General features: G+C 65.4%; 29 protein-coding genes and 1 tRNA gene. 5 read left to right on the top strand and 25 right to left on the bottom strand.

Features of this window, described 5'->3' with window-relative positions:
• Window positions 1-214: 214 nt before the first annotated feature.
• The 3 genes from VGL40_15040 to VGL40_15030 form a co-directional block, all read right to left on the bottom strand.
• The gene (locus VGL40_15040; GenBank protein HEY3316577.1) at window positions 215-793 is read right to left on the bottom strand and encodes a hypothetical protein; all 579 of its coding nucleotides are present in this window, start codon (window positions 791-793) and stop codon (window positions 215-217) included.
• Window positions 794-815: 22 nt separating this feature from the next.
• Complete coding sequence (locus tag VGL40_15035) at window positions 816-1,382, bottom strand: matrixin family metalloprotease (protein ID HEY3316576.1); 567 nt, start codon at window positions 1,380-1,382, stop codon at window positions 816-818.
• A gap of 570 nt (window positions 1,383-1,952) precedes the next feature.
• Window positions 1,953-3,130, bottom strand: a protein-coding gene (locus VGL40_15030) for an IS3 family transposase (protein HEY3316575.1) whose coding sequence is annotated in 2 segments (ribosomal slippage) — window positions 1,953-2,866 and window positions 2,866-3,130 — 1,179 coding nt in all. Because the reading frame shifts where the segments join, the coding sequence is not laid out codon by codon here.
• 43 nt (window positions 3,131-3,173) lie between these two features.
• Between VGL40_15030 and VGL40_15025 the strand changes: the two genes are divergently transcribed.
• From VGL40_15025 to VGL40_15015, 3 genes are all read left to right on the top strand, one after another.
• On the top strand, window positions 3,174-3,473 hold the full coding sequence (locus VGL40_15025) for a hypothetical protein (protein ID HEY3316574.1): 300 nt from the start codon (window positions 3,174-3,176) through the stop codon (window positions 3,471-3,473).
• A gap of 111 nt (window positions 3,474-3,584) precedes the next feature.
• Window positions 3,585-4,613, top strand: coding sequence for a hypothetical protein (locus VGL40_15020; GenBank protein HEY3316573.1), 1,029 nt, complete (start codon window positions 3,585-3,587; stop codon window positions 4,611-4,613).
• Between the two features lie 119 nt (window positions 4,614-4,732).
• Entirely contained in the window at window positions 4,733-4,885 is a 153-nt protein-coding gene (locus VGL40_15015) for a hypothetical protein (protein HEY3316572.1), read from the top strand.
• A 98-nt stretch (window positions 4,886-4,983) separates the two neighbouring features.
• Here the strand turns inward: VGL40_15015 and VGL40_15010 are convergent, their stop codons facing one another.
• A complete protein-coding gene (locus VGL40_15010) occupies window positions 4,984-6,060 on the bottom strand; it encodes a hypothetical protein (protein ID HEY3316571.1) in 1,077 nt (358 codons plus the stop codon).
• A 135-nt stretch (window positions 6,061-6,195) separates the two neighbouring features.
• Between VGL40_15010 and VGL40_15005 the strand changes: the two genes are divergently transcribed.
• Entirely contained in the window at window positions 6,196-6,960 is a 765-nt protein-coding gene (locus tag VGL40_15005; GenBank protein ID HEY3316570.1) for a creatininase family protein, read from the top strand.
• Between the two features lie 321 nt (window positions 6,961-7,281).
• Here VGL40_15005 and VGL40_15000 read toward each other — a convergent pair.
• The 17 genes from VGL40_15000 to VGL40_14920 all read right to left on the bottom strand — a co-directional run bounded on the left by VGL40_15000 (window position 7,282) and on the right by VGL40_14920 (window position 19,159).
• Window positions 7,282-7,353, bottom strand: a tRNA-Val gene (locus VGL40_15000).
• 128 nt (window positions 7,354-7,481) lie between these two features.
• Complete coding sequence (lysA, locus tag VGL40_14995; GenBank protein ID HEY3316569.1) at window positions 7,482-8,957, bottom strand: diaminopimelate decarboxylase; 1,476 nt, start codon at window positions 8,955-8,957, stop codon at window positions 7,482-7,484.
• 151 nt (window positions 8,958-9,108) lie between these two features.
• Window positions 9,109-10,122, bottom strand: a complete 1,014-nt coding sequence (locus tag VGL40_14990) for an acyl-CoA dehydratase activase (protein ID HEY3316568.1) — start codon at window positions 10,120-10,122, stop codon at window positions 9,109-9,111.
• The gene (locus VGL40_14985; protein ID HEY3316567.1) at window positions 10,112-11,242 is read right to left on the bottom strand and encodes a CoA protein activase; all 1,131 of its coding nucleotides are present in this window, start codon (window positions 11,240-11,242) and stop codon (window positions 10,112-10,114) included. The genes VGL40_14990 and VGL40_14985 overlap by 11 nt, the downstream gene beginning before the upstream one ends.
• Complete coding sequence (locus VGL40_14980; GenBank protein ID HEY3316566.1) at window positions 11,239-12,288, bottom strand: acyl-CoA dehydratase activase-related protein; 1,050 nt, start codon at window positions 12,286-12,288, stop codon at window positions 11,239-11,241. The genes VGL40_14985 and VGL40_14980 overlap by 4 nt, the downstream gene beginning before the upstream one ends.
• Window positions 12,288-12,914 carry a stage V sporulation protein AE gene (locus tag VGL40_14975; protein HEY3316565.1) on the bottom strand — a complete coding sequence of 209 codons (627 nt, stop codon included), beginning with the start codon at window positions 12,912-12,914 and terminating at the stop codon, window positions 12,288-12,290. Before VGL40_14975 ends, VGL40_14980 begins: the two co-directional genes overlap by 1 nt.
• 29 nt (window positions 12,915-12,943) lie before the next feature.
• The gene (locus VGL40_14970) at window positions 12,944-13,333 is read right to left on the bottom strand and encodes a hypothetical protein (protein ID HEY3316564.1); all 390 of its coding nucleotides are present in this window, start codon (window positions 13,331-13,333) and stop codon (window positions 12,944-12,946) included.
• Window positions 13,334-13,381: 48 nt separating this feature from the next.
• Complete coding sequence (locus VGL40_14965) at window positions 13,382-13,741, bottom strand: SpoVA/SpoVAEb family sporulation membrane protein (GenBank protein HEY3316563.1); 360 nt, start codon at window positions 13,739-13,741, stop codon at window positions 13,382-13,384.
• Window positions 13,738-14,748 carry a stage V sporulation protein AD gene (spoVAD, locus tag VGL40_14960; GenBank protein ID HEY3316562.1) on the bottom strand — a complete coding sequence of 337 codons (1,011 nt, stop codon included), beginning with the start codon at window positions 14,746-14,748 and terminating at the stop codon, window positions 13,738-13,740. Before spoVAD ends, VGL40_14965 begins: the two co-directional genes overlap by 4 nt.
• 42 nt (window positions 14,749-14,790) lie before the next feature.
• Window positions 14,791-15,249, bottom strand: coding sequence for a SpoVA/SpoVAEb family sporulation membrane protein (locus VGL40_14955; GenBank protein HEY3316561.1), 459 nt, complete (start codon window positions 15,247-15,249; stop codon window positions 14,791-14,793).
• A 24-nt stretch (window positions 15,250-15,273) separates the two neighbouring features.
• The gene (locus VGL40_14950) at window positions 15,274-15,612 is read right to left on the bottom strand and encodes a dodecin family protein (GenBank protein HEY3316560.1); all 339 of its coding nucleotides are present in this window, start codon (window positions 15,610-15,612) and stop codon (window positions 15,274-15,276) included.
• 46 nt (window positions 15,613-15,658) lie between these two features.
• Window positions 15,659-15,847: a hypothetical protein gene (locus tag VGL40_14945; GenBank protein ID HEY3316559.1), complete on the bottom strand. Its 189-nt coding sequence runs from the start codon at window positions 15,845-15,847 to the stop codon at window positions 15,659-15,661.
• Window positions 15,848-16,067: 220 nt separating this feature from the next.
• On the bottom strand, window positions 16,068-16,799 hold the full coding sequence (locus VGL40_14940) for a sigma-70 family RNA polymerase sigma factor (protein ID HEY3316558.1): 732 nt from the start codon (window positions 16,797-16,799) through the stop codon (window positions 16,068-16,070).
• Window positions 16,783-17,250: an anti-sigma F factor gene (spoIIAB, locus tag VGL40_14935; protein HEY3316557.1), complete on the bottom strand. Its 468-nt coding sequence runs from the start codon at window positions 17,248-17,250 to the stop codon at window positions 16,783-16,785. The genes VGL40_14940 and spoIIAB overlap by 17 nt, the downstream gene beginning before the upstream one ends.
• 10 nt (window positions 17,251-17,260) lie before the next feature.
• Complete coding sequence (spoIIAA, locus tag VGL40_14930) at window positions 17,261-17,593, bottom strand: anti-sigma F factor antagonist (GenBank protein HEY3316556.1); 333 nt, start codon at window positions 17,591-17,593, stop codon at window positions 17,261-17,263.
• A gap of 5 nt (window positions 17,594-17,598) precedes the next feature.
• Entirely contained in the window at window positions 17,599-17,814 is a 216-nt protein-coding gene (locus VGL40_14925; protein ID HEY3316555.1) for a hypothetical protein, read from the bottom strand.
• A 124-nt stretch (window positions 17,815-17,938) separates the two neighbouring features.
• A complete protein-coding gene (locus tag VGL40_14920) occupies window positions 17,939-19,159 on the bottom strand; it encodes a D-alanyl-D-alanine carboxypeptidase family protein (protein ID HEY3316554.1) in 1,221 nt (406 codons plus the stop codon).
• 222 nt (window positions 19,160-19,381) lie between these two features.
• On the opposite strand from VGL40_14920, the gene VGL40_14915 reads away from it, so the two are divergent.
• Window positions 19,382-19,990, top strand: a complete 609-nt coding sequence (locus VGL40_14915; protein ID HEY3316553.1) for a biotin transporter BioY — start codon at window positions 19,382-19,384, stop codon at window positions 19,988-19,990.
• 68 nt (window positions 19,991-20,058) lie between these two features.
• Here the strand turns inward: VGL40_14915 and VGL40_14910 are convergent, their stop codons facing one another.
• From VGL40_14910 to xerD, 4 genes are all read right to left on the bottom strand, one after another.
• Entirely contained in the window at window positions 20,059-21,375 is a 1,317-nt protein-coding gene (locus VGL40_14910; protein ID HEY3316552.1) for a pyrimidine-nucleoside phosphorylase, read from the bottom strand.
• Window positions 21,372-22,229: a purine-nucleoside phosphorylase gene (locus tag VGL40_14905; protein HEY3316551.1), complete on the bottom strand. Its 858-nt coding sequence runs from the start codon at window positions 22,227-22,229 to the stop codon at window positions 21,372-21,374. Before VGL40_14905 ends, VGL40_14910 begins: the two co-directional genes overlap by 4 nt.
• A gap of 30 nt (window positions 22,230-22,259) precedes the next feature.
• Complete coding sequence (locus VGL40_14900; protein HEY3316550.1) at window positions 22,260-23,441, bottom strand: phosphopentomutase; 1,182 nt, start codon at window positions 23,439-23,441, stop codon at window positions 22,260-22,262.
• Window positions 23,442-23,591: 150 nt separating this feature from the next.
• A complete protein-coding gene (gene xerD, locus VGL40_14895) occupies window positions 23,592-24,479 on the bottom strand; it encodes a site-specific tyrosine recombinase XerD (GenBank protein ID HEY3316549.1) in 888 nt (295 codons plus the stop codon).
• Window positions 24,480-24,659 lie beyond the last annotated feature (180 nt).

Here is a 24,659-nt window from a genome sequence, read left to right as displayed (position 1 = left end):
GGTAGCAATGTTCAGGGATGTCAAAGCTTTCTGGTTTGAGGCGTTCAGAGGCGTGACCAGATGAAACGGGAGCTCTCTTTCGAGCTTTTGGCACTTTGGCCTTGGCCTACTGCATCAGACGGCCAGCCCTCTTAAAGGGCTCCCATTGCCGCCGTGGAGAGGCAACTCAGCGAGAATTCCGTAAGTCCTTGACTGATGGCCTGCGCTGATTGTCTCACTTTGTGGCGGCCTGTACCTGCTTCACCAGGTCCTCCATGCGGAAGACACTATTGGTTACGCTGTTCCTGGCAGAGCCGTCCTGACCAATGACAAACTTACCGCTGATGTCAATCAGGCCGACCTTCTTGGCTGAGGGGCGCAGAAATACGATCACGTCCTCGCCGACGTTAAACGTCGGCTCATCGGCAAAGACCTGTGTTACACCGTCCGCCGTGCCGCCCATCTGGGCGAAGGTGAGATCATTGCCGACGCCCACGTTCCCCTTGAGCACGGCCGTCACTTTCAGATGAACCGGAGCCGAGATCGCCGCCAAGGGGTCGGGAGAGCTCGGTTTATGCCCGTCGGGGGTGTTCCATGAGCCGGGTCCAATTCCGGTCACCCTCCCTCGGACTATTGCGTCCGCGTAGGACACGTACTGCGGGATGCTGAGATCCAGCCTCAGACTGCTGACGCTGACAAAGGCCGAGGGCGGGCCCCCCTGTTCAGACACCGTTGAGTTGCTCCAGAACGCTTGCCCGGCCAGAGCGGAAACGATTAGCACCAATACCGCCGCGACCAACAGCGCTTTTCTCATTGCAGGATCCCTCCTTTGTCACCTAAGGCATGGGCGGATTCTGCGGGTAGGCGGCCTTTGCCCCGAGGACGTCGTCGGAGGTAAGTTGGCGCCTGATGACGCCCAATCCGATTGTGGGAAGCATCACAGCGTCTGTTGCTGAAGCATGGCCAAGGACAAGCCAGTGGCCAAACTCATGTACGGCAACAGACTGAATGTCGAGAGTGTTGGGAGCGCCATTGGTAGAGTAGGTCACGTTGGTGTTGAAGTTTGTTATTGCCTGCAGGACGATATTGTTAATGTCGTACCAGTACTGTGTTTCGGCTCCCGTCTGGGGATCCAAAGAAGCAGCCCCCCATGAGTTCGGGCCGCCCGCCTGGATGACAAACTGGAAGTTTGCGCCGGCCCCGTTCCACGAGTTAGCTGCGCTGTTTATCTCGGTGACTACGGCCGGCTGGCCTTGAGGGTACGGGTTATAGTAGATCAGTGTTTTCTGGTGCTGGACATACGGCCAGTGTATGCCGGTATAGTAATAGGCGCTTGCGGGCGTTGCCGCAAAGGCAATCAACAGGACAGCAATGAGGAGACCCAGCAGCCTTTTCGCTCTCAAGTCGAATACCTCCTTCACAGCATTCCGCTCAAAGAGCTCAATCCGTCTTGTCGGGGCACCTCCCTTCAGCACTAGAAATATGCTTCGTTGTTCATGGGGTCGTTCCGGAGCAACTATCCAACACTAAAGATTGTCGTGGCATCACCTCCCTGAGAGTCGTGGAAGAGACTCTTTCTGTCATAGGCTGTCGCTTCCTCGCCAATTGGGGGCTTCTTCCACCTCGCACCATTTCCTCCCTATTGTTGGCTTATTTTGTTAGCTATTTGTCGACATGATTCGTGCGGCAACGGGTTCGTAGCTGCCGGAGATGACCCGCCCCCCGCGAGAAGACACAGTAGGGGCACGGAGATAGCAGCCTGAAGGCTGATGATCCTCCGGATCATCAGCCTTCAGACTGTTGACATGTGCCCTCCGAGACTCTGTCCGGAGGGCTTCTCTTTTTTGGAGGTGGCGGCCACCGAGAGTTGGGCGGGCCTCTTGGGCATGAAATAAGCCTCCACACCACAGGGGAGGCTGGGGAGGCCGCTGGTCTTGCCCCGGTTTCGTAGACAGATTTGCGCTTGGTTCTTCTTACGCTACCTTCTCTGCTCGAACCCGTTCTTCGTATTCCGTGGGGGATGAGTAGCCGAGGCCGGAATGTAGCCGCTGGCGGTTGTAGAAGACCTCGACCCATTCGAAGACCGCCTGCGTCGCCTCGGCCCGCGTCCGCCAGGTCCGCCTCTCAATCAGCTCCGCCTTGAGCGTCGCGAAGAAGCTCTCCGCCACCGCGTTGTCAAGGCATTCGCCCTTCCGGCTCATCGAGGCGGTGATCCCGGCGCCGGCCAGGGCCGCCTGGTAGACCGACGAAGTGTACTGGCAGCCACGGTCGGTGTGGTGCACCAGTTCGCCTGGCCGAGGGCGGCGACGCCGTATGGCCATGTCCAGAGCGCTCAGGGCGAGCTCCGTGCGCAGGTGGTCGGCCATCGACCAGCCTACGATGCGCCGCGCGTAGCAGTCCATGAGCGTCGCCAGGTACAGCCAGCCCTGTTGGGTCGGCACATAGGTGATGTCTCCGAACCAGAGCTGGTTTGGAGCCTCGGCCACGAAGTTCTGGGCCACCAGGTTGGCGGCGACCGGCGCGGCGGGGTTGACGATCGTCGTCCGTACCCGGCGCCGTGGGCGGCGGACGCCGCTGAGACCGCTCGCCCGCATCAGCCGGGCGATACGCTTCCGCGAGGTGGCCACGCCTTCCATGGCAAGCTCGGCGCGCACCCTGGGCGCCCCGTAGGTCCCTCGGCTGGCCCGGTGGATGGAGCGGATTCGCTCCATCAAGGCCGAGTCCTTCCGGGCCCGATGTGACAGACCACGCTGCCGCCAGGCGTAGTATCCGGCCCGTGAGACCGTCAGTACACGGCACATGAGCGAAACCGCATGATCCGCCTTCTCCACCTCGATGAACCGGTACCGGCTCACCGGGTCTCGCTCTCCCCCACGAAGAAGGCCGCGGCTTTTTTTAGGATCTCGCGCTCTTCGCGCAGCACCTTGATCTCCCGACGCAGGCGGTGCAGCTCGGCCTTCTCGTCGGTGGTCAGGTCGCCCGGCCGGCCACGACCGGCATCGGCTTCGGCCTGGCGCACCCATCGACGCAGCCCCTCGCCCGAGATCCCCAGTTCTCTCGCGACCTCCAGGATCGACTTGCCGCTCGTCCGTACCAGTTCAACAGCTTGGGCCCGGAACTCAGCGGGATACGGGGGATGGCTTCTTGGCATGGACCCCACCCTTTCTGGACTTCTCTACACCCCAAGTGTAGGGTTGTCCACGAAAGCGGGTCAAGTCCACTCGCCGAGGGAGCTGGCGGTCGCCTGTGGGTGGCTCGCCCACCAGATCGCCGACTTCTACCCCCACTATGCTCCCGTGGACGCCCAAGGGGCCCTCGTCGAAGCGGGAGCGACCAACGGATCCCCGTTCAAAGGCTACGCGAATTCCCACCGCGTTCTCGGGACGTCTTTCTACTCCGAGGTGCTGAATGAGTATACCACGCTGGACCACGGGCTGATCGAGTTCTTTCACGACTGTAAGACGACATCCAAACTGACCCCGAGGAGACATTGAGGGTGCACGGGACACAGATGATGATGGAACCCGTTTCCTTTGTTCCTCGTCTAGTTCAGGTGAAGGTGCGTCTGACCACCCTCGACGAAGCTGACCGATGGAGGAAGACGAATGAGACGTGGAATCCTCATTGCGATCGTCAGTGTCCTGACAGCCTTCTTGATGAGCTGCTCGGCTGGGCCTGAAATCCCTGGGAAAGTCGACAGGGTCATGGTGGTCTTGGCCGATAGGGTCACGGTCATGGGCGGCCAAGAGGCGGCCGACGTCATTTCCTTGCTGCGCAGAGCCAGCTCTATAAAGAAGACAGTACCAGACCAGCCGCTCCTTGGGACCATCAGCTTGTTTGTGGGTGACAGTCTGATTCCGAAGGCCACCTTCGTTTATGACCCGGCGCAGAACCTCCTGTCCGACAACAAACGGGTCTATGAGCTGCGCTCACCAGTCAAGGGTGGAACCACGGTCGAGACTAATCTCAATCGCATCTCCGGGGATGCCGGCAATACGGCGACAGCCCTCTACTATAGCGATCAGCCGAGTCAGGAACTGCTCTGGGGAAGGGACGCCAAGGTCCTGGTGCTGAACCCGGGGAGATCCGCACCCTTTAGCTATCACCTTGTTGGGCTAAGCGTGGACGGCGATAAGTGGAAAGTCTCTGTCGCGAAGTCCTGGAACCTCGCCGGCCTCAAAGGGCTTCCCGACGTTTCCTGGCGCTTCTTTTGGCAAAGAGACACAGGCAAACTGGCCATGGTATTTCCGAAGAAGGCCGATGTCGAGATCCTTGAACTGAGCGATCCTGGGAAAGGTGGGTTGGAACCACTCCCCGACCTATCCGAAGGGCTTCTCCTTACGACCTGGCAGCTGGATTATCCCAGCGAGCCTTTCTCGGCCCCACTCCCGTTTCAAGTCTCCATACCAGAGGGGGCAACGAACGTCCGGTTCATTTACACGCCCCTCCGCGAAGGCGCGACAGGAACGTTCACTGTCGACGCCGTAGTGGAAGGTGGCATCGCTAGGGCCATGATCCCAGCCAAACACGCGAGCCGCATCGTGTTAGTGCAATGGGAGATGACCATAGACGGCAAGACGCTTCGCTCTACTTACGAGGATAAGCCTTTGGGGGCCTTTTCGCTTTCGGATTGACCGTGGAACAGCCATACGGAAGCGCAAAGAAGCCATGGCTCTCGGCCATGGCTTCAAAGGTCTGGCGTTGGCGACTCGCGATTACCCCTCAGGATTTCCACGACGATCTTGCTCTTCGTGTGTCCTCCTTCAAGATGGCGATGCGCCTCCGCAATCTGATCCAAAGGGGCCGGGAGCTTGACGGCGAGGTCACGCAGTCGGTCCTGAGCGGCGACATGCTGTGCAAGTACGTCATCTATCTGCCTGATGAGGTCCTAAAGAAGTACACGTAGGCGAATCCCACCATCGGTCAAGGCTAGCGTGACAGGAAGACAACGGCCCGGCAGCAAGTTCTGCCGGGCCATTGCTGTGTTGCATGAGGGGCGCTCCGTCATGGGCTCGTGCCCATGCCCGTGATGTGATAGTCGGTGCCGGCGCCCTCCATGTCTACAAAGAAGGTCTTTTTCAGGATCCAACCGTCGGGTCCTTCCTGGCCGTTCCCGGCCATCCAGCCGCTCTTGTTGGCCGGCAGGACGGAGAACTCGACGTAGAAGGTCAGCCGCCCGGTGGCCGGCCATTCATACTCGAACTTGACCGTGTCGATGCGGTAGTCTATCAGGCGGCGGCTCTCATCCACTGCGGCGGACTTGAGGTCTCGCAGGTACTCGTCGATGAGGTTTCGGCAGATACCTGTGAGCTCCACGACGTTAGGAGGTTTCGGGGGCTGAACCTTCTCCTCCTCGATTGGCATGCCGACGAGCTTGGGTTGGCCGCCGGCCTCCCCCACCTCGTAGACCTCAACCTTCTCCGTCCCGTCGAAGGTGGCGACGAAGGTCGGGATGGGCCTGACGCCATCAGTGGCGGCGTCTTCCGGCAGCCTGCGGTATTCGAGCAGTAACCGCCAGGTGCCCTGATCGTAATGGGCGTTCATGAGGTCCACCGTATAGCCGGCGGTGGTCTGTTCCCCCATGCTCACGAGCAGGACCTTGGCGCCGGCGTAGAGGCCGTCGAGGCCGATAACCGCCCCTTTGTCCTTGGCCTTCACCGCGACCCATGCGTTGGCCAACGCGTTCAAACCGTAGCTCCCCACCGCGAAGAAATGAACGCCGTCCTGCGGCTGAGGGCGAGGCAACTCCTGAGACAGTCGGTAGGTCAGTCCCTTGTACGAGATGAGTTTGTGGGCCGCGTCGTACAGGATGACCTGGCCTGGGCCGCCGAACCCGTCGGCGATGACCAGGCGCACTGAATAGTTGGTAAGGAGCGGCGGGTCTTTCACCCGCCCGGCCTCGGCCGAACGGAGCAACCGGAGGAAATCCTGGGCGGTCTCACCGGTCAGGAGCCAGCCGTAGGTCTCATCCACCAGGAGGACCCGGTCGGCGTTCTCTTGAAGGGGAAGGCGAGAACCGCAGCCTGCTAGGGCTAAGGAGACAGCCAGGAACGCGGCGACGAGTAGGGCGAACCGTCTCATCCAAACCTCCTGAGGGAGTGTCTAGAGTCTTAGACGCTCACCCCTCCGTGCTGGTTCCAGGGGCAGGAAATCCCGGTCGTCACCTGGAAATGGGGCCCTCGTGGTGGCCAATCGGTAAATTGAGGAGTGGCTCTGATGTCCGAAGTCGGAAAGTGCCTATACCTGCACGACCTGACCTGGCCTGAGGTTAAGGAGGCGTTGCCCCAGGTAAAGCTGGCCATCATCCCGGTCGACTCGACCGAGCAGCACGGGCCGCACGCCACCTTCGAGATGGACACGGCCGGGTCGAGGGAGTTCTCCAAGCTGCTCGGGGAGAGGCTCTTCCCTCACGCCCTGGTGACCCCGGCGATCCCCATCGGCGTGTCCAGCCACCACATGCGGTTCCCGGGGACGATCACGCTCCAGCCGGAGACCCTCGTCGCCGTGCTGATGGACATGGTCCGGTCGCTCCAAGCCCACGGCATTCGGCGGTTCTTCTTCGCCAACGGACATGGCGGCAACACGGCCGCTCTCACCATCATCAACAACCGGGTCAGGCACGAGCTGGGGTGCCTGGCGGCCTGGGCGACCGTCCCGTACGACGCGGTCTCCGACGTCTACGACCAGCACGTCAAGTCCCCCGTCAACGGGCACTCCTGCGAGGGGGAGATGTCCGTGATGCTGCACCTCTACCCGCGGGCGATAAGGAAAGACGCCCTGACGCCGGGCAAGATCGTCGGGGCGGTGCAGGAGCGGATAGACAAGTGGCCGTGGGTGGCGGAGGCGCGCTTCTTCGACGAGGGCACGGAAAACGGGGCCCTTGGCGACGCGACCAAGGCCGCCCCGGAAATGGGGAAGGCGCTGGTTGAGACCGGTTTGGACCGGATCGCGGAATACCTCAGGGATTTCATGGAGCGGTAGGATGGTAAAGCGTTAAGAGCAGAAAGGGGTCGCCAGATTGACAGCACTCATCTTGCTGCTCGTCCTTATCGCGGCCTTCGCTTTTTTGGTACGCCGTTGCCGTGATGGATGTGGTTCTCGAGGACATCCTGTCTTTGACCAAAGGCGCTGAAGTCGATGCAGACGGACGCGGCGGCAAGGGTCGAAGACATAGTGCTGTCGCGGGTCGGCAAGCCGAAGGGATAAAGCGTGTGCAATTTCGTGTCCGACCCCTTCCCACATGGCCCGAGGAACGAAGAAGCCGCGCCCGGAAACCCCTCCGTAGCGCGGCTTCTCTGCTTGTGGGCGGTACTGGGATCGAACCAGCGACCTCTTGAATGTGAGTCAAGCGCTCTACCACTGAGCCAACCGCCCAACACAACCGCTGTAGCTCATTTTACCCGATTGCCGACGCAAAGTCAAAACGCGAACCGCCGGGACGACACCTCCAGACTGAAGAAAGCGCGTCGCAAGAGCCGCGTAGTAGTCGACAAACTCCCTGCTCAATCGGCCCCAGCCCGACGTCCGGCCGCCCCCGCCGAGGCGAACCGCAGGTTGCGCTCGGCAAAGCGCGCCGGAAGGAGGTCGTTGGCGGTCATATCGGCCCAGGTCTGCCCCTTGACGATGAGGTCGGCCTGGCCGTCGTGGACCAGCACGACCGGCAGGATGGGGACCCGGTTATAGTTGCTGGCCATCGAGTAGTTGTAGGCGCCGGTGCACAGGACGGCCAACGTGTCGCCGGCCTTGAGGGTCGGCAGCTTGGCCCGCCAGATGAGCATGTCCCCGGATTCGCAGTTGCGGCCGGCGATGGCGTAGGTCCGATGGTGAGCTCGATCCGCCCGGTCGGCCAGGACGGCCATGTACTTCGACCCATACAGAGCCAATCTCGGGTTGTCGGTCATGCCCCCGTCGACCGAGGCGTAGGTGCGGATACCGGGGATGTGCTTGACGCCGCCGACGGTGTAGAGGGTCGTGCCGGCCTCGGCGACCATCGCCCGTCCGACCTCGAAGATCAGTCCGGGCAACGGCAGGCCGAGTCGTTCGGCCTCCTGTCGGACAGTGGTGGCGGCCATCCCGATGAAGTCGTCCATCGACGGTGGGTCGTCGGTTGGCACATAACGAACCCCGAGGCCACCTCCCAGGTCGAGTTCGCTGGCGACAAAGCCGATCCTCCGCCGAACCTCGGCGGCGAATTCGACCATCACCCGTCCGACCATGCCCATCGGCTCAGTCTCGAGGATCTGCGAGCCGATGTGGGCGGCGAATCCGGTCAGGACCAGGTTCGCCGAGGACGCGGCCCGGGCGGCCGCCCGGAGGGCCTGCTCGCCGCGGAGGGTGAACCCGAACTTGGAGTCCTCGATGCCGGTGTTGACATAATCGTGGGTGTGGGCCTGGACCCCGGGGGTCACCCGCAGGAGCACCTTGGGCTTAACCGCGCCCCGGCTCCCGGCCGCCAGGCTTTCGAGGAGCTCGAGTTCCTCAAGGTTGTCGACGATGAAGCGGCCCACTTGGACCTCGATCCCGAGCTTCAGCTCGGCCGGGGTCTTGTTGTTGCCGTGGAAGACGATCCGATCGGTCGGAAAACCGGCCTCGACGGCCGTGTGCAGCTCGCCCCCGGAAACGACGTCAAGCCCGAGGCCTTCCTGGGCGGCGATCCGGGCCATGGTCATGTTCAAGAAGGCTTTGCTGGCATAGGCCGGAAGGATACCCGGATCCTCGGGATAGTGGCGTCGGCAGGCGGAGGTATACTCGCGGCAGCGCTCCCTGATGACGGCCTCATCCATGACATACAGCGGGGTCCCGTACTTGCGGGCCAGTTCGACCGCGTCACAACCGCCGAGATGAAGGTGCCCGTTCTCCCCGACCGTCTGGCCGGGCAGCAGAAAGACGTCAGCGGGTCCGTTCCGTCGACTGGGCGGCCGGTCGTCCTCGGGGGACGTACCGATCCGCTTCTTGGCCAGAACCTCGGTCTTCCTCAACGTTCTCCCCCCGCCTGTTTGTTCGGTAAAATGAAAAACCGGCCGAAACCGACCGGTCAAGTCATTCGCTGAGCCGTCGTCGCAAGGGTCGCGACCGCGCCGAAGCAATCCGACTTGTCCCACTCAGCCTTGCGTCAATGATAACGCCTGCTCAGAGTGACGTCAATAGCTGTTTTCCACCGGCGACCAAGTGGCTTCGCTCGAGCTGATCCCAGCGGTCGCATCGACCGCCCCAACGCGCGGCCAGGATGGCGTTCAAGTAGATCTCGATGACTTCGCAGTGGTTTGGACAGCCGTCGCATTCGAAGCTGGTGGTGCGGAAGTCCGTCCGGCTCATCTCGAAGCCACGGAAGCACGTCTGTCGAGGTCGCCTGGCCATCTCCTCCTTGGCCAGGAGGGCCGCTCCGATGGCCCCCATGACCCCGAAGTACGTCGGCACGTTCACCTCCATCGCCAGCGCTTCCTCGAAAGCTTGACGCATGCCGACGTTGGCCGCCACCCCGCCCTGGAAGGCCACCGGCGGCTGGATCTCCTTGCCCTTGGCCACGTTGTTCAGGAAGTTGCGAACCAGAGCCTGGCACAGTCCGCGGGTGATGTCCTCGGTGGTGTGGCCCATCTGCTGCTTGTGGACCATGTCCGACTCGGCGAAGACGGCGCAGCGCCCGGCGATCCGCACCGGGTGCTCGGACTGGAGGGCCAGGGCGCCGAAGTCCTCGATGGCCACCCCGAGCCTGGCCGCCTGCCGGTCGAGGAAGGAGCCGGTCCCGGCGGCGCAGACGGTGTTCATGGCGAAGTCGACCACCACCCCCTGGCGGATGATGATGATCTTGGAATCCTGCCCGCCGATCTCGAGGATCGTCCGCACGCCCGGGAAACGCTGCAGGGCGGCCACGGCATGGGCGGTGATCTCGTTCTTGACGATGTCCGCCCCGACCACCACCCCCGTCAGTTGGCGCCCACTGCCGGTCGCCCCGACGCCGACCACTCGGACCTCCCCGGCGGCCTCCTCACTCAACCGGGCCAGACCTTCCTGGACGGCCTTCACCGGCTGCCCTCCGGTCTTCAGGTAAAGGGCCTCGAGGACCTTCTCGTCCTCGTCCAGGAGGACCAGGTTCGTGCTCACCGAACCGACGTCGACTCCCAAGTAGGCTGGCTTACCGCGAATGTCCGGCCACCTCCAAAGAAAGGGTTGAAGCCCGCCGCCGGCGTTGCTCCCGCCGGCGTTCGAGGAGGTCGACGAAGGCCTCCAGGCGGGTGCGGAGGCCGGCCTCACCGGCGTGCTCGTCGAGGAATAGCGACAGGAAGGGGATCCCGTGGTCCTGGCTGACCACCGGCAGCAGGCTGCGGGCGACGATCTCGGGCATGCAGGTCAGCGGGGCCACCTGAATGACCCCGTCGAAGCCCCGGCGGGCGTAGAGGACGGAATTCCCGATGGTCTCCACCCCGTGCCCGCCGACCCAGTGCCCGAGGTAGGGCTTGGCGGCCTGACGCATCTCCCGCTCGTGATCGAACCGGAGGAAGTCGGCCGTCAGATGGCTGCGGACCCAGTCGGTCAGGTAGACGTGACGCTCGACGAGGACGCCCATCTCCCCCAACTGTCGCTCGATATCGAGGTTGACGTAGGGTTCGAGGAGCATGTAAACCTCGCCGACGAGGCCGATCTTGAGCGGGTCGCCGGATTCCTTGCGCGGGACCTGATCGAGGACCTCAAGGCCTCGGGCGAGGGCCGTTTTCAGATCGTCCATCGACGCCGCCCGGTCGATGAGGGCCGTCGCCTTCTGTACGGCGTGGCCGGTCCCCCCGCGGGCCGCCTCGTCCACCCGGACTTGGTTCGTCCGACGCTCGATGGCGTCGAGTGCCCCCAGCTTCCGATAGCCGAACAGGGCGGCCTGATAGATCCGGCGCAGCGAACGCTGGCCGGTAAAGCCCTTGATCTCGTTGACAAGGTCCGAGAGGTGCCCCTTGGGCGGCTCGAGGACGATCATCCGGTACGAGTACCCGAGGTCGTTGAGGATCTCCCGCTCGACCTGGGCGTAGTAGCCGAACCGGCAGGGACCGATGCCGCCGGCCATGACGATGGCGTCGGCCCCGCGCTCAAAGGCTTCGAGGTAGTTGCCGACGCACAGCTTCAGCGGCAGGCAGGCGAATTCGGGTGAGTGCTTGACCCCGAGGTTCATCGTCCGGGTGGTCGGCCTGGGCGGGACGACGACCTCCAGGTCGAGGTCCTCGAGGATGGCCTTGGCGGCCACCCAGAGAGTGCCCATGTGGGGAAAGGTGACCTTCATCCGACGTTCCCACCCTCCCCGACCGGCCCCCCGCCGGCCCTCCGCTGCTGCCTGACCATGTCCATGAAGGCCTCGATCCGGGTCACCAGTCCGGCCTCGCCGGAATGCTCGTCCAGGGTGAGCAGGAGGAAAGGCACCGTCCCCAGGCGGGCCGCCTTCCGCTGGACCAACTCCCCGACCAGCGAGTCCGGCCCGCAGCCGAAGGAGACCAGATGGATCAGCCCGTCCACCGAGCGGCTGTTGAGGTAGTGCAGCCCCGAGCCGAGGATCTTCCGGCCCGTCGACCAGAAGAGGTCCTTCGGCAACCGGTCCGTCTCGGCCCTGGCCACCTCGGTCGGGACGGAATCGGCCGTGACCACCCTGACCCCCCACCGTTCGAGCCTCCCGAGCAGGTCGAGGCTGATGTGGCGATCGTAGACGTTGTAGGGATGGCCGAGGACGCCGATAGTCAGGCGGTCCGAGGGGTCTCCGTCGTGGACGCCCGGGCTCTCCGTCCCCCCCCGGTCCCCCGCCTTCCCCCCGCCCGGGATCCAACCGGCCAACAGCCGCTCCCGGTAGTCCCGGTGGGCCCGCAGCGCCCGGCGCCAGGCCCTCGCCAACGTCCACGGGTTGCGGGTGAAGGGCGCCGTCGCCCGCCACAGCGCGCCATAGATCTGCCGCGGTTTCCTGGCCACGTTCACGGTCTCGTCGATGAGCGGCGGCAATGGCTTGACCGTGTGCCTGATCATGTCGGGCAGCCCGAGGAGCTTCGGGCATGAGTAGGCCCGCCGCTCGACCGCGACCACCCGCGGCAGGAAGATGTAATCGACTCCCTTGCGGCGGAGGTCGATGACGTGGCCGTAGAAGACCTTCACCGGCAGGCAGGCCTCGTCGACCGCCTCCTTCACCCCGGCGTCGACGATGGACTTCGACGTCGGGTCGGAGACGACCACCTCCAGCCCGAGGCCGGCCAGGAAAGCCGTCCAGAGGGCGGCGTATTCGTGGTAGAGGAGGGCCCTTGGAACGCCGACGCGGATCGGTCTCCGCCTGGCGACGTCCGTCACCATCAATGTTCCCCCGGATCCACCCGGCCCGACAGGCCCTCGGCCTCGATGTCGTTCCGTCGGAGGATCTCCTCGATGGCCTTCATCGTCAGCGGGGCCCCCTTACTGAGCCAGTCGGCGCCGTCCTGCTTCCCCGGGTCGCCCTCGCCGACGATGACCGGGATGGTCAGGTCCTCGAGGACGTCGACGGTGTCGCCTTTGAGTCGCCCATGCTTCTCATCGGGCACGCCCTCCTTATTGACCGGCCCGTCGACCAATTCCCCTTTGGCGGTCACCGACACATCCACGTGGCTCCCGTTGGCGTCATGGGTGTGGGAGGCGATGGCGACCACTCCGAGGACTTCGATCTTGGGGTCCTTGGCGATGCGCTCCAGGGCGCGCTCGCCCTTCCACTTCTCCGACTTCCCACGATCGTCCACCATCACCAGGACCGGGTCCTTGGGCGCCTCCATGATCAGGTCGACGATCTCCTTGCCGGAGATCGGGGTCGGGTTGCCCCCGGACCGCGAGATGGTCCGTAGCCCGAGCTTCTTGGCGGCCATCTCGATGACCCTCTCGGCCACCCGGTCGCCGTCGGTGACAAGGATGACCCGTTTCTTGCCCGCTTTCTGCTTGTCCGTCCGTTCCATGATGTCACTCCAAGGTTCATTGTGTTTGTTCAGGGTCCGCCACCCCCGAGGCTGATGGAGACGACGATGGCCGCCGTCAGGACGGCCAGTCGGAGGGCCACCGCGGCGAAGGGATAACCACTCTCGCGCCAGGGGGTGATGATCTCGGCCAGCCGTTCCCGCCCGTGGACCAGGTTCAGGGCCACCAGGGCCAGCAGGGCCGGCCCGGCCAGCCCGAGGACGAGGGGCGGGAGACCTTCGGCCGCCGTCGCCCCGAAGGCCCCGCCGGCCATCACCGCCAGGAGGTCGTGGCGCAAAGCCACGGCGGCCAGGACGCGGAGGGCCTCCTGAAGCAAGGACGCCAGGACGACCAGGTGCGCCTGGCGTGGGCCGACGACGACCGCGGTGAGGAGCAATCCGAATAGGTCGAGTTCAATCATGTGCCACAGCGCCTTCGCCCCGGCTCCACCCTCGCCGGGGCCAGTGCTCTAGTACTTCCGCTTCGGCCGGGTCACCAGGGCGGCCAGGGTGGCCAGGATGATTACCGTCGACAGACCTACCGCGGCGGCGGAAAAGCCGCCGGTCAGGAGGCCCGGCCAGCCGCGGAGGGTGAAATCCCGGAGGACCCCCTGAACCAGAGAATGCCCGAAACCGAGGAGGGGTACGGTGGCGCCGGCCCCGCCCAGGTGGACCAGCGGGCTGTAGAGCCCGAACCCGCTCAGAATGGCCCCGATGACCACCGCTCCGACCAGGACGTGGGCGGGCGTGACCCGCCCGAGGTCGAGGACCAATTGAGCGAGGACGCAGAGACCGCCACCGATGACGAAGGCCATCACTACCTTCATCATCCTCCCTCGCCTCCCGCCTCGATCTCCACCGCATGGGCGATGCTCGGGATGGACTCTCCCTGCTGGGTGGAAGTCGGGCTGAAGAGCGCCCCCGTCCCGACCAGCAGGACTCGCTTGGCTTCCCCTCGCTCGAGACGCTTATGGATGTGCCCGCAATAGACCAGGGCCGAACAGGCGCACCCGCTGCCGCCGGCGTGGACGTCCTGCTTCTTGCGGTCATAGAGCATCAGGCCGCAGTCCTTGAATCGGTCGCCCAGGCGGAAGCCGGCCTGCTCGATCAGCTCCGCCGCCACGGGATGGCCCACGGCGGCCAGGTCCCCGGTGGCGATGAGGTCGTAATCCTCGGGCCGCCGCCCGGTGGCCCGGAGGTGCCTGATGATGGTGTCGGCGGCGGCGGGAGCCATCGCCCCGCCCATGTCGTTGATGTTCTTCTGCTTGTAGTCGATGACCACGCCGACCGTCGCCGCGGCGACCACCGGTCCCCGGCCGGAGGCGGCGACCACCACCGCCCCGGCCCCGGTGGCCGTCCACTGGGTCGTCGGATGCCGCTGACTGCCGTGCTCGATGGGGTAGCGGAACTGCCGCTCGGCCGTGTCGAAGTGGCTGGACGTCGCGGCGACGGCCCGGTCGGCGTAACCGCCATCGACGGCCATGGCCGCCATGATCAGGCTTTCCGCCATCGTCGAGCAGGCCCCGTAGAGGCCGATGAAAGGAGTGCTGAACTCGCGGAGGCAGAAGTCGGCCGAGATGATCTGGTTCAAGAGGTCGCCGGCGAACAGCAGGTCGATCTGGCATTCGTCGGAGGAGCCGCGGGACATGGCCATGATGATGGCCTCCCGAAGCATCTGCGACTCGGCCTTCTCCCAACTCCCCAGCCCGAGAAGCCGGTCTTTCTTGATCTCGTCGAACTCCGGGCCCAAAGGGCCCTTCCCCTCATCGGGCCCGGCGATGGCCGCCGTGGCGACGATCACCGGGCGCCGCCGGAATCTCAGAGTCCCCTGGCCGATCCGGTTCGGAGCCGTCTTCCGTCACCCCCCCGAATTTTCGCGTCAGCGCACTCCCCACAGGAGGATGCGGGCCAAACCGACCACGACCGACGTGACGACGCCGAAGACGATCACCGGGCCGGCGATGACAAACATCTTGGCCCCCAGCCCGAGCACCCATCCTTCCCGCCGGAAGTCCATGGCCGGCGAGACGACGGCGTTGGCGAATCCGGTGATGGGCAAAGCCGCCCCCATCCCTCCCCACCGCCCGATGAGGTCATAGACCCCGATGGCCGTAAGCAGAGAGCCGAGGAAGATCATCGCCCCGGCGGTCCAGACGGTCGCCTCCGCCGGCAGCAGTCCGCGCCCGAGGAAGAAGCTCATCACCACTTGGCCGATGGCGCTGATGGCCCCACCGGTGATGAAGGCAGCCAGGGCATTGCGGAGCACCGGCGGGTTGGGCCGGTGCTTCTTCAACAGGCGTGTGTAAGAGGTTTGTTGTTCCTTCGTTGCGGTGGTCATGATGCGGTCGTGCCGGACCGGACGTCAGAAAGGCGATCTCTGGCTCGGGCTGTGGCCCTGACCCTGGCCCTGACCCTGGCTCTGGCTCTGTCCCTGGCCCTGACTCTGTCCCTGACCCTGGCTCTGGCTCTGTCCCTGACTCTGTCCCTGACCCTGGCGGTTCCCGTCGACCACGAAGGCGACCTTGACGTTGGCCTTGTAATCCTTAATCTCCTGCCCGCTGACAGCCGCGGTCCAGTTGATGACCTCGACCCCGGTGATGTGGTCGACCGTCCGAGCGGCCTCGGTCACCGCGTTCGAAGCCGCTTCCTGCCAGCTGTTCTTGGACTCCCCGACGAGCTCCAATACCTTCACCACAGTCACTTGCGCTCAGCCTCCCTGTCCATGTGATGTCGATGCCACCGGCGGGTCAATCGAACCGCCGGACCAGGCCGCGATGGGAAACGCTTCGGTCGAGCCTGATGATGGTGGTCCGCCGCGGGACCTTCGGCTCCGATCGGATGTAGGCGGCCGCCCAAAGGAGGGCGACGAGGATCAGGCTGACGATGACCAGGGCGGTCATCAGCCGGGAGGTCCTGGGGGTGGGTTGGACGGTCATGGTTCATACCCTCCGCTGCCTGACGTGGGTTTATTATGCTCTGGCAGTAAAGCCGTTATGCCGTTGGTCCGGCCTGCCAGCAATGGCGTCGTCCACCAAGAGCCCAAAAAAGCAGGCCCGGCGGGCTTCCGCCGGACCTTCGCCGGCGGGCCGCCGGGCTCTATTGGCGCCCTCGGGTAATCATCGGAATCGGACCCCGGCGGACCAGGGTCCGCCCGCTTCAGGCCTCGAGCCGCTGCCGCATCTGTCGAAAGGCGTCCCGCTCGAGCCGCGACACCTGCGCCTGCGACAGCCCGACCAGCGCGGCCACTTGTTGCTGGCTGCGATCGCGGAAGAAGCGCCAGTAGACGATCTCCCGCTGCCTCTCGGGCAGGCGGGTCAGGGCCTCGCGGACGGCGACGCGGTCGAGGAAGGCCTCTTCGTCCTCGGCCCCCGGGGAGCTCAATTTGTCCCCAAGGGTCCGGTCGTCCTCCCGATCGGTCGAAGCGGCGTCCAGCGAAGCCACCGGGTTCAGGCTCTCCAGCGCGGCGACGATGTCCTCGGGGTTCTCACCCAAGGCCTCGCCGATCTCGGCGACCGTCGGCTCGCGCCCGAACTTGCCCATCAGTTCCGCCGCCACCCGCCGGACCCGCGTCGTCAGGTCCCGCACCGAGCGGCTGATCTTCAGCGGCCCGCCCTCGCGCAGGTGACGGCGGATCTCGCCGAGGATGGTCGGCACGGCGTAGGTCGAGAACTGCGTGCCGAAGCTGGGCTCGAAGCCTTCGATGGCCTTCATAAGCCCGAGGCAGCCGGCTTGGAAGACGTCTTCGGCCTCGGTCGGGGAAGCCCGCGGGCAGAACCTCCTGACGACGCAGTGGACCAGTCCGAGGTTCTGGCGGACGAAGGCCTCCCGGGCCCCCGCGTCGCCGCTCTTGGCCCGGTCGAGGAGGCTCGGCTCAGACGGGCCGGGCATCGGCCGGGTTCCCCCCATGCGCTCTGGCCGCCCGTGGGCGCTTCACCATCCGGACCGTGGTCCCGCGGCCCGGGGCCGAGGTCACGTCGAGCTCGTCACTGAAGGACTCCATGATCGCGAAGCCGAGCCCCATCCGCTCGGGGTCGGTGGTGTAGGCCGGCTGTCTCGCCAGGGCGACGTCGGGGATGCCGCGGCCGTGATCGAGGATGGTCAGGGTCAAGGCCTCTCCATCGTGGCCGGCCTCGATCACCACCGTCCCCGGACCGCCGTCGTAGGCGTGGACCACGGCGTTGGTGACCGCTTCGGAGACGGCCACCCGGATGTCCTCGACCTCTTCGAGGGTGAAGTCAAGTTGAGTGGCAAAGGAGGCGACGGTGACCCGGGCCAGGGCGACGTTGTCCGGCAGGGCCTCCATCTCGAGTTTGACGTGGTTCTTGAAGGGCTCGGTCAAACACCCTCACCTACCCTTCGAGGGCCCGCTCTTCCGAGCGATAGGCGGGCATGATCTTGAAGATCCCGGACAGCTCCATCACCCGCCGGACATTGGGGGACGGGGCGACCAGCGACATCCGGCCCCCGCCCTGCTGGATCCGGCGGTAACGGCCGAGGATGGCCCCCAGTCCGGTGCTGTCGATGAAGGAGACCCCGTCGAGGTTGATGAGGAGATGGTTGGGGGCATGTCGCTCCAGGGCGGCCTCGGTCGTCTCCCGGAACTCGGGGGCGGTCTTCACATCGAGCTCCCCGCCGAGCCGGATGATCAGGGTCCGGCCGCGCACTTCCTGCTCTATCTTCATTTGCTTCAACGCACCTCCACCTGTGGATCGCCGTCTTCTTCGCCGCGGCGGGCGGGGTCGCCCCCGGCAGCGCCGTCGCCGCCATCCTTGCCCAGAGCCGCCAGGACATCGTCAATCGGCACCCCGGCCGCCCTCATCCCCTCGAGGAAGGGAGTCAGGACGATACCGGTGCCGCCGCGGGCCAGGTGTGGACTGCTGGGAACCTCCTGGTCAACCCGCATCGCGCATCAGCTTCTTATCATTCGCCGGAGCGCCCGGTAAACCCTTCCAGAAAAAGGAGAACCCCGGCCAAGGCCGGGGCGACGGGGTTTGGGGAACCGGGCAAGCCGGGGTTGGCGGGTCCGGTCAGTCCCCCCTTAGCAGGATCACGGTCAACCGGCCAATCAACCGGAAGTAACCGATGCGTTTGACCGAGGCCGCCGCCACCAGGTCCACCCGGCCGACCTCCTGGCCGTCACGGGTGAGGGTCAAGGTTCCTAGGTGGGCACCCTTGAGGACGGGCGCGGTCACCCTCCTGGCCAGTCGGACCTCCCGCTTGAGGCCGCTCTCCTGGCCCTTCGGGACGACGACCGAGAAGTCGGCCTTGGCCACCGCGTCGACCTTCTCCACCAGGCCTCGCTGGACGGTGACGGAGCCCAGTTTCTCGCCGCTCTTGGTGACCGGCACCCCGGAGTAGTTGGCGAAGCCAAAGCTGAGCAACTTCGCCGACTCATCGAAACGGAGCTTGCCCTCGGTCTCTCCCATGACCACTGAGATCAACCGCAGGTCGCCGCGTTTGAGGGTCGCCGTGAGGCAGTAGCCGGAGTTGTTGGTAAAGCCGGTCTTCAGCCCGTCGACCCCTTTCATTTGAACCAGTAACCGGTTGGTGTTGATCAGCCAGGTCCGCCCCTTGCCGCTGACCGGATCGGGCCGGATGCGGGTCTCCCAGGTCGACGTGAACTCGAGGAGCTTCGAGTGCCTCACGGCCTCCCGGCCCAGGACGGCCAGGTCAAAGGCCGAGCTGTAGTGATCCGCCTCGTCGATGCCATGCGGGTTCTGGTAGTGGGTGTCCAGCATCCCCAGTTCCTTGGCCCGTTGGTTCATCATCGCCACGAAGCTCTCCAAGCTGCCGGCGACGTGCTCGGCGACAACCACCGAGGCGTCGTTGGCCGATTGCATGGCCACCGCCCGGAGGATGTCTTCGAAGGGCATCTGCTCACCCGGGGCCAGCCAGATCTGGGCACCGCCCATCCGGTAAGCCCCCGAACTGGCGGATACCTTGTCCTGCAAGGAGACCTTGCCGGTTTCGATGGCCTCAAAAGCCAACTCCAGGGCCATCAGCTTGGTCATGCTGGCGATGGCCCGCCGTTCATGGCTGTTCTTCTCGAAGAGGACTTGGCCGCTCCCGGCGTCCACAAGGATGGCCGAAGGCGCCTTGATCTCCAGGCTCTTCCCGAGCGTGGCTATGGCCGCGGTCGGCGCGTTCAGGGCCGCCGCCGGACCGGCCGCCGCCACCATCGCCCCGGAGGCGATCAGGGCCAAGGACAACACCGCGGCAAGGCCGGATCGAATCCCGCGCGCCCGCATCTGTCCACCTCCATCCGGAATGACGCTGACTCGGTAATCCATATTTGGGGCGGCTCCCAGACATGCCGGACCCGGCCTTCCGGGTGGTCACCGGTCCAAAAAAAGTGTTTGACTGGCGAAAACCCTGTGGGTATGATCCTAAGCGGATAAGCTGGACTTTCTGAGTCCAGATTCCTCACCGCCTGGATCCGACCTTGTGTGTTCTCGCGGGCGGTGGCCATCATGAATGGGATCCTTGTGGTTTATCAGGAGGCGATCCCTTTGCCCACCCGCACCCAGCGCCTGGTGCTGGCGGCGCTGTTCGCGGCCTTGACCGCCGCCGGGGCGTTCATCCGCGTTTCTGTTCCGCCGGTACCCTTCACCCTGCAGGTTCTGTTCGCCATGTGGTCGGGACTCTTGCTCGGCCCGCGGCTCGGGCTGGCGTCCCAGATCGGATACCTTATCACCGGCCTGGTCGGTGTCCCCGTGTTCTCGAACGGCGGCGGGGTCGGCTACGTGGTTAGTCCGACCTTCGGCTACCTGCTGGGCTTGGCCGCCGGGGCCTATGTGGCAGGCACGCTCAGCCGCGGCCGCGGCCCTTCCAAGCCCGGGTTTTGGCGTCTCTTCGCCGCCGCGCTGGCCGGGCTGGCCGCCACCTATGCCATCGGTGTCCCCTACCTCTATCTAATCCTCAACAAGGTGGTTGGTGCCCCGCTCTCCCTGAGCGCGGCGATCATCCGGGGTTGTCTGCTTTTCCTGCCCTGGGACGTGGCCAAGATGGCGTTGGCCGCCTGGCTGGCGGCGGCAATCCTCCGGCGCTTGCCGACCCAGGATGGGTCCCCATCCATCTAAACAAGCAGGACCGGCCCCCGCCAATCGCGGGGGGCCGGTCCTCTTCATTGCCCCATTGCCCTGTAGTCTTACTCCCTGATGATCCCGGTGATCAGTGGGCGCGGCGTAACCGGCTCCGCACTGATCCGAAAGGCGGCCCTGACGCGCTCGACGGCCGTCGGGACGGCCTCCGCCCGATTGGTCAGGGCCACCGCCAGGGGCTCGCCGGCCCGCACTTCATCGCCGACCTTCTTCTTCAAGACGATACCCACGGCCAGGTCGACCGGGTCGCCCTTCTTCGCCCGTCCGGCCCCCAGTTGCATCGCCGCCAGGCCGATCTCCCTGGCCTCGATGGCCTGAACGTGGCCGTCGGCGGGGGCCGCCACCGGCTCGCTCGAGGAGGCCTTGGGCAGCCGGTCGGGGTCGTCGACGTAGGCCGGGTCGCCGCCCTGCGCCTCGACCATCGCCCTGAGCTTGCCGAGGGCCGTCCCCGAAGCCAGGGCTTCGGACAGGGCGGCCCGCGCCGCGGTGGCGTCGGGCGCCGCCCCGGCCAGGATGAGCATCTCGGCGCCGATGGTCAGGCACAGCTCGGTCAGATCGGCCGGGCCGCGCCCGGTCAAGGTGTCGATGGCCTCGCGGACCTCGATGGCGTTGCCCACCGCCCGCCCGAGCGGCTCATCCATGTTGGAGATCACGGCCACCGTCCGGCGGCCGACCGAACGGCCGATGGCGACCATCGTCCGGGCCAGGGTCTCGGCCCGCGCCTGGGTGGTCATGAAGGCCCCGCCGCCGACCTTGACGTCGAGGACGATGCCCCGGGCCCCGCCGGCGATCTTCTTGCTCATGACGCTGGAGGCGATCAGCGGGATGCAGTCAACCGTCGCCGTCACGTCGCGCAAGGCGTAGAGCTTGGCGTCGGCCGGGGCCAGTTCGCCGGTCTGCCCGGTGATGGCCAGGCCGACCCGGGTGACGTTGTCGACGAACTGCCGCCGCGTGAGGGCGGTCTGAAAGCCCGGGAAGGACTCGAGCTTGTCGATGGTCCCGCCGGTGTGGCCCAGGCCGCGGCCGGACATCTTGGCCACCCGCACCCCGCAGGCCGCCACCAGGGGAACCAGGACCAGCGAGGTCTTGTCCCCGACCCCGCCGGTGCTATGCTTGTCGACCGCGTTCGGGGCGATCCGGCTGAGGTCCAGGATCTGGCCGGACTCGGCCATGGCCATGGTCAGGGCGGCCGTCTCGGCCTCGTCCATGCCCCGGAAGAAGACGGCCATCAGGAAGGCGGACATCTGGTAATCGGGGATCTCGCCGGCGACGAAGCCGTTCACCAGGTGCCGGATCTCCTCGGCGGTCAGGACCCCACCGTCCCGTTTCTTCAGGATCAGGTCGTAGGGCCGGTAGACGCTCATCCTCTCTCCTCCCAGTCGGCCCTCAGTAGGCCCTGGATCAGGCGGCTGAGGTCGGAGCCGGCCCGGTTGGCCACCTCGATGACCTCTCGGTGGCTGACCTCCCGCCGCCTGGGATCACCCTTCGGCCGGTGGACGTTGGTCACGCAAGACACCCCGCACAGCCTCAGGCCGGCGTGCCTGGCGACGATGGCCTCGGGGACGGTCGACATCCCGACCGCGTCGCCGCCGATGGAGCGGACGAAGGAGACTTCGGCCGGTGTCTCGTAGGTCGGGCCGCTGAGGGCGACATAGACGCCGTCTCGAAGAATCAGGCCCTCAGCTTGGGCGACCCTGTGGGCGGCGGCCCTCAGGACGGGGTCGTAAGCCTCGGACAGGTCCGGGAAGCGCGGTCCCAGATCGGCGTCGTTCGGGCCGCGGAGCGGGTTGTCACCGACCAGGTTGATGTGATCGGTGATCAGCATCAAGTCACCCGCCTCGAACTCCGGGTTGATCCCGCCGGAGGCGTTGGTGACGATGAGGGCCCTGATCCCCAGAGCCTTCATCACCCGGACGGGGAAGGTCACCTCGTCCAAGGAGTAGCCCTCATAGTAGTGGAACCGGCCCTGCATCACGGCCACCTGGCGGCCCGCCAGCCGGCCGATGAGGAGGCGGCCGGCGTGGCCGACCACCGTCGATACCGGGAAGTGCGGGATCTCGCCGTACGGGATGACCAGCGGATTCTCGACCTCCTCGGCCAGCGGGCCGAGGCCCGACCCGAGGATCACCCCGGCCTCCGGCTCCACCGTCCGGGGGAGCCCCTCGCCGCCGGCCCGGCCTTTGATAAAGCCGGCCGCTTCGTTGATTCGTTCCCTCAGTAGCACCTGGTCCACGAGGTGATCAGCCTCCTACGTTTGGCCCAGGACATCCCGGGCGAAGCTGGTGCCGATGCCAATCGGTGGGACGGCCAGCATCTCGGCGATGGTCGCGCCGACATCGGCCATCGTCCGGCGCGTCCCGAGGTCGGTGCCGGCCTTGACGGCCCCTCCCCAGACGAGCAGGGGCGTATATTCGCGGGAGTGGTCGGTGCTCGGCGTGGTCGGGTCGCAGCCGTGATCGGCGACAATGAAGAGGCAATCCCCCGGCCGTGTGACCGACAGCAGTTCCGGCAGGCGGCGGTCGAATTCCTCGAGGGCCTCGGCGTACCCCTCGACGTTGTTGCGATGACCGTAGAGCATATCGAAGTCGACCAGGTTGGTGAAGATCAGCCCGGGCCCACCCTCGGCGATGTATTCCCGGGTGGCCTCGATGCCCTCAGCATTGTTGCCCGTCTTGCGCTGCGCGGTCACCCCCTGGCCGGCGAAAATGTCGATGATCTTGCCGACGGTCATGACGGGCAGGCCGGCCTCGACGATGTTGTCGAGGAGCATCTGGTGGGGCGGCTTGAGCGAGTAGTCGTGGCGGTTCTCGGTCCGGGTGAAGCTTCCCGGCCGTCCCAGGAAGGGTCGGGCGATGACCCGCCCGACGACGTGCTCCCCGGTCAGCTGGCTTCTGGCAATCTCGCACCAATGGTACAGAAGCTCCAGGGGGACAACCTCTTCGTGGGCGGCGATCTGGAAGACGCTGTCGGCCGAAGTGTAGACGATCGGCCGGCCCGTCTTCATGTGGTCCTCGCCGAGTTCCTTGATGATCTCGGTCCCGGAGGCGACGATGTTGCCCAAGACCTTGCGGCCGATGGCCTTCTCGAACGGTTCGATGACCTCCGGCGGAAAGCCGTGCGGGTAGGTCTTGATCGGCCGGTCGAGGATGATCCCGGCCATTTCCCAGTGTCCGGTGATGGTGTCCTTGCCCGGGGAGAGTTCGGCCATCCGGCCGAAGGCCGCCGTGGCCCGGCCCGGCTCCACCGGTGGGACGCCGGTCACCTCGGTCAGGCGGCCGAGCCCCATCGACCCGAGGTTCGGCAGGCGCAGGCCGCCTCGGGCCCTGGACAGGTTGCCGATGGTGTTCGAGCCCTCGTCGCCGTAATCGGCCGCGTCCGGCAAGGCCCCGATGCCGCAGCTGTCGAGGACGATCAGGATGACCCGGTGGATGGGCTCCGACCGCCGGTCGGCCGTTGGATTGGTCTGGGTCGTGGGGCACCCCCCCTGACGCGAAAAGACTTCCGTAGCCGGGTGGGCCAGGAAGTCGGGTACTCAATGGTGCTCGCCGGGGCCCCGGGCTCAGGCCCGCGGATGGGTGGCTCAGGCCCGCGGATGGGTCTTAGCGTAGACCTCCTTGAGGCGGCCCTTGGTGATGTGGGTGTAGATCTGGGTCGTCGAGATGTCGGCGTGTCCGAGCATCTCCTGGACTGAGCGCAGGTCGGCCCCGTTCTCCAGGAGGTGGGTGGCGAAGGAGTGCCGCAGGGTGTGCGGGGTGATCTCTCTATCGATCCGGGCGTCGTTGGCGTACTTCTTGACGATCTTCCAGAACCCCTGCCTGGTCAGACGCCGGCCGTGGTGATTGACGAAGAGGGATTGTTCCTCCCCGCTCTTGACGAGGCGGCTCCGGCCGCGCTGGAGGTACTCCTGGACGCTCCGCTGAGCCACCGAACCGAGCGGAACGATGCGCTCCTTGGAACCCTTGCCGATGCAGCGGACGTAACCCATCTCAAGGTTGATGTCGCTGAGATTGAGGTTGACCAGTTCGGAGACCCGGATGCCGGTGGCGTAAAGGAGTTCAAGCATGGCCCGATCGCGGAGGCCGGGCGGGGTGATCGGGTTGGGTTGCCTCAGCAGCTGGTCGACTTCCTTGACCGAAAGGACCTTGGGCAACCGCTTCTCCAGCTTGGGTGATTCCAGGTTGGCGGTGGGGTCGCGGTCAAGGATCTTCTCCCTGGCGAGGAACTGATAGAACGACTTCAGGGCGGCCAGCCGCCTGGCGATGGTCGCCGTCGCCTTCCCCTGCTTCTCCAGAAACAGAAGGTACGAGATTATCGTCGCCCGGGTAGCCTGTTCGACCGAGGCGAACCGCCCCTTGTCCAGAAAGTCCGAGTACTGCCGCAGGTCGCGGCCGTATGACTCGAGGGTGTTGAGGGCCAGACCCCGCTCAACACTCAAGTAATCGATGAAGTCACCGATCAGCTTCTTCATCCCGGACTCTCCTATCCGAAGCCCTGGTCGGCTTCATTGGACGTCTGGACCGCGTTCACTCGTCAAGCTTCCCTCGAAGGACTGGCCTTTATGCAGAGGGCCAAGGGCCATCCCCTTCGGACGACCGGCCCGGCTCCGCAGGCTGGGCCCCCTGACGGGGGGCATCCCGGCGGGCCGGGC

The sequence above is a fragment of the Bacillota bacterium genome (genome assembly GCA_036504675.1).
In the GTDB taxonomy this organism is placed as follows: Bacteria; Bacillota; Sulfobacillia; order JAJYWN01; family JAJZPE01; genus DASXUT01.
The sequence above is the reverse complement of the archived record's forward strand: the minus strand, read 5'-3'. Positions and strand labels throughout refer to the sequence as shown.

Excerpts from the sequence above, each read along its gene's own strand:
- VGL40_14965 (HEY3316563.1), bottom strand. The coding sequence starts at position 13,741 with ATGATGAAGGTAGTGATGGCCTTCGTCATCGGTGGCGGTCTCTGCGTC.
- VGL40_15005 (HEY3316570.1), top strand. The coding sequence starts at position 6,196 with ATGTCCGAAGTCGGAAAGTGCCTATACCTGCACGACCTGACCTGGCCT.
- VGL40_15010 (HEY3316571.1), bottom strand. The coding sequence starts at position 6,060 with ATGAGACGGTTCGCCCTACTCGTCGCCGCGTTCCTGGCTGTCTCCTTA.
- VGL40_14915 (HEY3316553.1), top strand. The coding sequence starts at position 19,382 with ATGAATGGGATCCTTGTGGTTTATCAGGAGGCGATCCCTTTGCCCACC.
- VGL40_14955 (HEY3316561.1), bottom strand. The coding sequence starts at position 15,249 with ATGACCACCGCAACGAAGGAACAACAAACCTCTTACACACGCCTGTTG.
- VGL40_14970 (HEY3316564.1), bottom strand. The coding sequence starts at position 13,333 with ATGATTGAACTCGACCTATTCGGATTGCTCCTCACCGCGGTCGTCGTC.
- VGL40_15040 (HEY3316577.1), bottom strand. The coding sequence starts at position 793 with ATGAGAAAAGCGCTGTTGGTCGCGGCGGTATTGGTGCTAATCGTTTCC.
- VGL40_15020 (HEY3316573.1), top strand. The coding sequence starts at position 3,585 with ATGAGACGTGGAATCCTCATTGCGATCGTCAGTGTCCTGACAGCCTTC.
- VGL40_14940 (HEY3316558.1), bottom strand. The coding sequence starts at position 16,799 with ATGCCCGGCCCGTCTGAGCCGAGCCTCCTCGACCGGGCCAAGAGCGGC.
- VGL40_14920 (HEY3316554.1), bottom strand. The coding sequence starts at position 19,159 with ATGCGGGCGCGCGGGATTCGATCCGGCCTTGCCGCGGTGTTGTCCTTG.
- VGL40_14910 (HEY3316552.1), bottom strand. The coding sequence starts at position 21,375 with ATGAGCGTCTACCGGCCCTACGACCTGATCCTGAAGAAACGGGACGGT.
- VGL40_14945 (HEY3316559.1), bottom strand. The coding sequence starts at position 15,847 with ATGACCGTCCAACCCACCCCCAGGACCTCCCGGCTGATGACCGCCCTG.
- VGL40_14980 (HEY3316566.1), bottom strand. The coding sequence starts at position 12,288 with ATGGTGACGGACGTCGCCAGGCGGAGACCGATCCGCGTCGGCGTTCCA.
- VGL40_14985 (HEY3316567.1), bottom strand. The coding sequence starts at position 11,242 with ATGAAGGTCACCTTTCCCCACATGGGCACTCTCTGGGTGGCCGCCAAG.
- xerD (HEY3316549.1), bottom strand. The coding sequence starts at position 24,479 with ATGAAGAAGCTGATCGGTGACTTCATCGATTACTTGAGTGTTGAGCGG.
- VGL40_14975 (HEY3316565.1), bottom strand. The coding sequence starts at position 12,914 with ATGGAACGGACGGACAAGCAGAAAGCGGGCAAGAAACGGGTCATCCTT.
- VGL40_14925 (HEY3316555.1), bottom strand. The coding sequence starts at position 17,814 with ATGCGGGTTGACCAGGAGGTTCCCAGCAGTCCACACCTGGCCCGCGGC.
- spoIIAA (HEY3316556.1), bottom strand. The coding sequence starts at position 17,593 with ATGAAGATAGAGCAGGAAGTGCGCGGCCGGACCCTGATCATCCGGCTC.